The following is a 7,833-nucleotide window of genomic DNA, read 5'->3' as shown; positions in this document are numbered from 1 at the left end:
CATCAAATATGTGTTCAAAAGTTTTGAATGGTCATATCATACTGACAGACACCAGTATTACAACGATTTTAGCACCCGAAATGACCTATACGCCAAAAATCACGCCTTCTTATTGCCGATATTTCCGTTGGTTCGATACTTTCTAAAGAGAAAAAGGCTCGGTGTATGCTTGTATAAGTTATCGAATGAGGCTACAATATCTCTCTCAAAGAAAAAATTGGGAAATGATGTTTTTCCCTCGTTGTAAAAAATTAGGTGCAAACAACCCTTACGAATCAAATAGAGGCGATCGGCCATCTTTCCCTCTTCCAATAAAATGGTTTTCGAGGGAATGGACAAGTTGTTAAACCCAACCTGTGATTTGAATATGTGTCTAAGTGATTGTCTTTTATCATAATGCAAAGTTACAAAAAAGCCTCGTACCAAAATGCGCTGAGGCTGATTATTATTTTATATCCGTATTGCAAAATTTTTGCTTCGCCTTTTCTCTTACTCAAATCAACGAAAAGAGACGGCCTTTGAGCCGTCTCTTTTCGTTGATTTGCAGATTGTCACTCGATTCCTTCGAACAGGAAGGGGGAATAGGCAAAACCTGCGGCATCATAGACCCGGCGCAGGGCCGGCATGCGACGAACGAAATCGTTGTAATCCTTGCGATCGTAGGCCCAGCCTACTTCGGCCAAGGCCGCCAAGCGTGGTAGCAGCATGCGCTGGGCATGTCCGATGTCGGCAATGAATTCGGCCCAGAGATTTCCCTGTACTCCGAGAATATAGGTTTGCTGCGCGGGTGTCAGTTGATCGTAGGGATCGAGGCGATATACCTGCCGCGCAGGGAGGTAGCGGGGAAATGCCAGAGGCTCGCCGTATTTCTCGGGGTCCGAAGTTTGGTAGTAGTCCAGATAACAGTTTTTCCAGGGAGCCATGATTACGTGATTACCTTGCTGGGCTGCAGCGATACCGTATTTGGGCTCGCGCCAGGACATGACGGCAGCCGAAGGAGTGACACCTCCCTGCAGGATCTCGTCCCAGCCGATTAGGTTGCGCCCGTGAGCCTTGAGCCATTGTTCGATTCTGCGCACGAGATAACCCTGCAACTGTTCTTCATTCTTCAGTCCGTTTTCACGAATGCGTTGTTGACAGAAAGGACATTTTTTCCAACGGCTTTTGGGACATTCGTCTCCGCCGATGTGGATTAGGTTTGACGGAAAAAGTGCGATAACCTCCGCGAGGACATTTTCGAGGAACTCGAACGTCGTCTCCTTTCCGGCGCAGTAGATGTCTTCGCTGATTCCCCATTTTGTCCAGACTTCATAGGGACCGCCCGTGCAGCCCAGCCATGGATAGGATGCGAGAGCCGCAGCGCTATGTCCGGGCATTTCGATCTCGGGGATGATCACGATGCCACGGTCGGCTGCATAGCGGACGACGTCACGGATCTCCTCCTGCGTATAATAACCCCCGTAGGGCGTGTCGTCATAGGTGGTTGAAGTCTTGTGAAACCCGACGATCGTTTCCCGGCGGTTGGATCCGATACGGGTCAGTTCGGGGTAGCGCTTGATCTCGATGCGCCAGCCTTGGTCATCGGTCAGGTGCCAGTGAAACCGGTTGATCTTGTGCAGGGCGAGGATGTCAATAAATTTTTTGACATCTGCAGCCGGGAAGAAATGACGTGCGGCGTCGAGCATGGCTCCCCGGTAGGCGAACCATGGTTTGTCACGGATTTCGACGGCCGGAATGCGGTTTCCGTTAATCAGTTGTCGGAGGCTCTGGAGCCCGTAAAGGACCGCGCGGGGCGAACCTCCTGTTACTGCGACATTTCGGCGGGTGACCGAAAGTGTGTACTCCTCTTCTCCGAGTCCGGATGCTAGGTTGAGTGAAATTGCACGACGCGCCGGGATATCCATCACCGAAAGCGGACCGTCGAAGAGCGGGGCAATGTCGGCTGCGAAGATTTCCGCGACGGTGTGCAATTCATCCGTGAGAACCGCTATGGGCGTTGCGGACGTTATGGTGAAATTGCCGTGTCCTTGCTCGACGGAGAGCGGGCGGGGAACTATCGGCGGAACGGCCGAAATTGCCGGGACTGCGATGAGAAGAGCCGCAGTGAATGCAAATAACTGTTTTAAACGAATCATAGGTTGGGGGATAATGGTTGGACTTGGATTTTCAGGGGTTCGGAAACAATCCCATCAGTTGAGGCCGCAAGATGGATCGTGCCGCCTTGCTGTCCGATCCGCAGTAGAGCTGGAGCGATGCCGGCCTCGGCTTGCGGCGTTGCGGTATAAACGTATTTTGCATCTCCTGAGACGGTGAATTGCACGGGTTTGTCGTAATCGGTCACGACATTGCCTGCCGAATCTGTCACCGTGGCATAGACGAACAGCACATCGTTACAGCCGCTCTGGGGCGGAGTGCCGCTTTCATCCAGCTTGAGTCGGATATGGGCCGGTTTGCCGGGAGTCGCTACGGTGTGGCGTGCGGCGATTTTACCGCCGATATATCCTGTCGCCGTCAGTGTTCCGGGCTTTTCGCAAGAGGCTGCAAAACTGAAAGGAGGGTGTGGTAGCCGGTTGCTCATTGTATTCGTATCAGGGGTCCGACGGCCGAGGGAACGGCCGTCGAGGGTGAGTTCCACCTCTTCGCAGTTACTGAATATGCGTACTCCGCGACTGATGCCGGGTTTCCATTCCGAAGCGATAAAGACCATCGGTTCGGAGAATGGTGTACCTTCATCCGCATCGCGCTGGCTGCGGAAGAACCAGGCGGCGTATTTGGGCAGGCGGAAAACATCCGAGGCTCCCGAAAGTTCGAGGTCGGGCAGCAGTCCCCGACTGTAATCGAACATGGCCCAATAGCCGTCGGCGAAAGCATGCGTCGAGAGGTTGTCGTTATGCGCCTCCTGCACATTGGTTGCCTGTTGGAGCAATCTCACCTCGCCCGAGCCGCGGGCTTGTCGGGAAAAGCGTTCCTCAGGGAGCATATCGCTCCACCGTTCCTGTTCGAACCCGGCATTCATGGCGAAATATTCCCAGTCGCCGTATTCTGAAACGATCAGTGGTTTGCTATATAGAGCCTCCTTACGGTGCTGGCGGGCTTCGATGTAGATATCGTAACCGTATTTCATCCATCCTGCTATATAGGTCTGTCCAGGATACTCTTCATGCCCGATAGCTACGGCCCGGTCGATGAATTCCTCGGGCATACGGATTTCGTTGATCGAGAGTTCCCAGGCTAGGATGCAGGGGTGGTTGCGGTCGCGGCGGATCATTTCTCGGCTGCTGTGCAGAGCGTGTTCCGTGAATCGTTCGTCACCGAAGTACTGCCAGCCGAGGATCGGCTCCAGAACGAAGATACCGTATTCGTCGCAGGCATCCAGAAAAGCTGGCGAGGAGGGGTAATGCGAGGTGCGGACGTAGTCGAAACCGGCTTGCTTGATCTTCCAGGCATCGCGCCGTTGGGCGTTGTCCGAGAGGGCGTAGCCGATGTAGGGATACTCCTGATGACGGTTTACACCTCGCAAGAAGCGGGCTTTACCATTCAGACGAAGTCCTTCGGGTGTAATGACGATCTTCCGTATGCCGAAGCGCGTCTGTTCCCGGTCGATACTCCGTTTCCCGATATACAATTCGGTTTCGAGCGTATAGAGTGCCGGGGTTTCAGGTGACCAGAGTGCGGGATTCGGGATCCGGAAAGTCTGTTCCGTTTCGGCATCGCCTCCGCCGGGTACCTGGACCGTGCCACCGAAACGGGCACGGTCCAGTCCGTTTCCCGTGATGCGGTGAACGATCGTTAGGCATTCGCCGGTTTCCGAGAGATTTCGTATGTGGCTTTTGACCCGGACGAGTGCTGAAGTGTCGGACACTTCCTCCGTGCGGACGAAGATGCCGCCTCCGGCAATGCGGTTAGCCGCTACGGGATCGGAGAGGTGCACCAGAGCCTTGCCTGTCAGCCAGACGTTGCGATAGAGTCCTCCGTACGTGTTGAAATCGAGCCGTTTCAGAGGTTTGGGGCCTGTGACGGGATTGTCGCGATTGTCGAGCCGTACTACGAGCAGGTTCTCTTTGTCGGGGTACAAGGCGTCGGTCAGGTCGGCCGTGAAGGGAAGGTAGCCACCCAGGTGACTGGCGATGTGTTGTCCGTTGAGCCATACATCGGCTTCATTCATGGCACCTTCGAACGTGAGCGACAAAAGGGCTTCCGGATCCGTTTTTGGAGCTTCGAACCGTTTGGCGTAGAAGCATATACCTTGCCATTGGTCGTTGGCCGGAACAGGTTCGAGGCGCGGCGTGTGAGGAAGGTCGACCGATTGCCATCCGTTAGGAATCCCTTCGGCGGAGATGCTGCGGCCGTCGAGCGGGGAGTCCTGTTCGACCGTGAAAAACCAACCGTCGTTGAACAGATGTCGGAACGGAACCCGTTCTCCGGCAGCGGCTGTAATGGCGACGGAAAGGAGTGTCAGCAGGATTGTGAAACGTTTCATGGAATTTATTTCTTATCGGAAATATCCACGTGCCAGTTCTTCTGCTCGGCGACGTTGACCCGGCATTTGTCGGCTCCGGGGTTGCCCGTTATGCGGAAATTGACGTTTTCGCTGCGTTTGGAGCGTGCGGGAAGCTGGTTGAATATCCGGTTGAGAGCCTTGGCGTCGAAACGGTTGTTTTGGAAATACATGCCTGAAAGTTTGCCGTTGTTGCTGAGGTCGAGCTCTGTGAGGACGTTGTTATTACAGCCCAGCCGCATCAATGCTTTGTTGTTCGTCACGTCGATCGAGGCCAGTTCGTTGTAGCCGCAATAGAGTTGTTGGAGTTGTGCGGCCTTCGAAACGTCGATTGATGTCAGGGCGATGCGTTCGCATTTCAGGAAGTTGATCTGGTCGCCATAGATACGGATCTCATTGCCGGAGAGCGTGCCGCTCACGCGTGTCGATTTGTTTCCGACAACGGCTTTCTGAGGTCCTTTACCCCAATCGATCTCGACTGTTCCGGGTTCGGTCAGGCGCATTTCGAGCACGATTTGCGTCCCCGGCTCTTTCGAGGTTGTCAGCACGATGGGCTGACCTCCCGTGTTACTGCCTTCGATGTCGGGCATCCAGTTTTTGCTTACGGCCAGCTTCGTATTGCAGACGGCAGCTCCAGGATTACCCTTGATACGCAGCGTTACGTGGTCGGGGGTTCGCGGACGGCGGGGCAATTCGCCGAAGATAGCGTTCAGCGCGGTTGCGTTCATTCGGTTTTCCTGCAGGTATATACCCGTGAGTTTGGGATTGTTCCGCAGGCTTAATGACGTGATACGGTTATTGTTGCAGCCTAACCGTACTAGTTCGCGGTTCGCTGAAACGTCGATCGCCTCGAGCAGGTTCTTGCCGCAGTAGAGTTGCTGAAGTTCCGTGGCGGCCGCTACATCGAGGTCCACGATGTCGTTGTCGGTACAGTCGAAGAAGAGCACTCCATCGCCGTATATTTTGACAACCTTGCCTGCGACAGGGCCTTCAACGGCCGTGCTCTCGGTGCCAACAGCATATTCCCGCATAAAGCCGTCTCCCCAGTCCACGTTTATCTTGCCGGGTTCGGCCAGACGCATTTTCAGGGTTGCGGGCATGCCCGTGGCCCGGGAGGTCTGGAAAATTACGGCGGGGTTTCCGGCGTACCCTGCCAGGTAGCAAAGTGCTGATAAAACGGATAACAAGATGGTTTTCATTATGAAGTTCGTTTTTAAGGTTTGTTATTTCCAAAGTACGACTACCGTTTGACGGCCACCGAGACGGATGCGTCGGCCGTCGGCAGAGAGTCCGGTGCCGAAGATTATTTCGGGACGCAGTCCCGGAGGAGCAATCAGTCGGGCCGAGGCCGCTTCCGAACGGTTGTTGGTAATGACCGTGACGTAACGGTCGCCGTTGCAGAGAATACGCAGCAGCAGGCCTTCGGCATAGGCGCCGAATCGGAAGGGCTGCGATTTGAGGTTGGGTTCGATCTCGGCGGCGGCCAGCCGGGCCAGTTCCCGGGTTCCGATGTCGCGTGAACCCATGCTTACACAAGCCGGGATCCAAAGCGTTTCGCCTTTGCCGAGATGGTTGCGCAGGGCACAGACGCCTTCGTCATGCCGTCCTGCCGGTGTTCCGGTCGTAGCTTCCACAAACGGTTTCCACATATAGGCTTGCAAATCGGCTTTCAGACCATCGATCCGGATGCTGTTGAGCGAATCGCGCATCCGCAGGTCGGTCATCCGGCCGCCCAGCAATCGCTCCATCGCAAATTCGCTCTGCATCGTATTGGTTTCGTATTCGTCGAAGAAACCCGTGAGTCCTTCGCCTATGAGTTTGTTGCCTGCGCTGACGAAACGCTCCATGCGAGGGATGATGGTGTCGGGAATGCCAATCATGTCGGCAAGAATTGCTACGCGTCCCGTCTGTTCCGATTCCCAGTCGTAATCCTGTAAGTAACGGATGTCGACCTGGCAGCCCATTTTCTGTAGTGCCATGAACCAACTCAGCAGGCTTTGTATGTGGGCATTGCGGTCGAAGCGTCGGGCGCCGCATTCGAACGGGTCGATGTGTAGCAGCAGGCGCATGGTTTCGGGACTCAGCAGTAGCGTAACCGTTCCCTGCCAAGGTTTTGCTCCGCTGAAGAAATCATTGTGGCGAGCCAGCACACGGTTCATTTCGGCCGTCACGCGCGAGCGGTCGGTCGCTTCGCTGCGGAAGCCGAACACGCCCCATTCGCCAGCTTCGATACCCTGCTTGCGGTAGTTGAGGCTCCAATAGACGACTTTGCGGGCTCCCGATCCGATCCCGGTCCAGATCCACTGTGCCAGGTCGAGCGAGTCGGGGCACATCGGGGTCTTACCGCTCCAAATATTGTTTCCGCCTTGTAGCTCGCTGACCCAGAATCGCCCTTCGGGGGCTGCACCGCGGAGAATTTCGGAAATACCCGCTACGGCATAGCCGTAGTTGTCGCGCGGTAGGAGCCGCAGTTGCCACGAGGCGTGCATTGACGCTCCGTAGACGTCGAAGATTTCTCGGTAGGCCGGCAGGTTATACTGGTGTGCGGATTCGAAGACATTGGCCGGATTCATCGTAATGATGTGGCGTGTGTCGTACCGGCGGATATTGTCAGCAATCCAGCGCAGGTTCCAGGTCAGGAAATCCCGTTGGAACTGATACCAATCGACTGTCGGGACCGGCCAGTAGAAATAGTTGCCGCGTTCCCACAGGGGGTTGTAGACGATTTGCGAGAAATCGGTGTAGTGCTCGATCCACGCTTCGTTGACCGCTTCGACGGTACTGTATTTAGCCGCTGCCCACTCCTGCAGCCGGGCCGTGGCCAGCGGTGACCGGGGATCGAAGCGCCGAGGTTCGTTGAGTACCCACCAACTTTCCAGGGCTTGGTCGTCGCGGTAACGGGTCACCGTCTGCCGAATGTATTCGGCAGCGCGGACAAGTACCTGTTCTGAATCGAAGAGTTCGTTGAATTGCGGCCGCCCCCGGAATTTTTCGCTCAGCCATGCCGGACCGTGGATCGCGCAGAGCGTCGCTTCAATCCGTACCTTGTGCCGGTTTGCAGCGGCAAAGGCCGTGTCGTAGAGCGAGAAATCGAATTCCCCGGGTTGTTTTTCGATGTAGTTCCACATCAGGAACAACCTGACGGAGCGCATGCCGTTATTTGCGGCGAAACTGAACCAACCGTCGATCTGTTCGGGAGTTTGGCCCGGTTCGATCCACACTTCGGCGCCGATGTCTATCGATTCCTGTGCGCGGGCGGCCCCGAAGGGCCGGGCGCACAGCATGAGCAGACAGAGGAGCAGTTTACTGTTGAATCCGAGTCGTTTCATAGGATC

4 protein-coding genes are annotated in these 7,833 nt (G+C 55.3%); all 4 read right to left on the bottom strand.

Annotated features, from left to right (window positions below; translation table 11 throughout):
- Positions 1–551: 551 nt before the first annotated feature.
- From BHV64_RS06595 to BHV64_RS06580, 4 genes are read right to left on the bottom strand one after another with little or no spacing between them, the layout of a single operon-like run.
- Complete coding sequence (locus tag BHV64_RS06595) at positions 552–2,135, bottom strand: beta-N-acetylhexosaminidase (RefSeq protein ID WP_217726837.1); 1,584 nt, start codon at positions 2,133–2,135, stop codon at positions 552–554.
- Positions 2,132–4,480: a glycoside hydrolase family 2 TIM barrel-domain containing protein gene (locus BHV64_RS06590; RefSeq protein ID WP_288115668.1), complete on the bottom strand. Its 2,349-nt coding sequence runs from the start codon at positions 4,478–4,480 to the stop codon at positions 2,132–2,134. Before BHV64_RS06590 ends, BHV64_RS06595 begins: the two co-directional genes overlap by 4 nt.
- Positions 4,481–4,485: 5 nt before the next feature.
- Complete coding sequence (locus BHV64_RS06585) at positions 4,486–5,697, bottom strand: hypothetical protein (protein WP_278410454.1); 1,212 nt, start codon at positions 5,695–5,697, stop codon at positions 4,486–4,488.
- A 24-nt stretch (positions 5,698–5,721) separates the two neighbouring features.
- Entirely contained in the window at positions 5,722–7,827 is a 2,106-nt protein-coding gene (locus tag BHV64_RS06580; protein ID WP_217726832.1) for a beta-galactosidase, read from the bottom strand.
- Positions 7,828–7,833: the final 6 nt, after the last annotated feature.

The organism is Alistipes sp. 56_sp_Nov_56_25, from assembly GCF_001915285.1.
GTDB classification, from domain to species: domain Bacteria; phylum Bacteroidota; class Bacteroidia; order Bacteroidales; family Rikenellaceae; genus Alistipes; species Alistipes shahii.
This window is presented reverse-complemented; position numbering and strand designations above follow the sequence as displayed.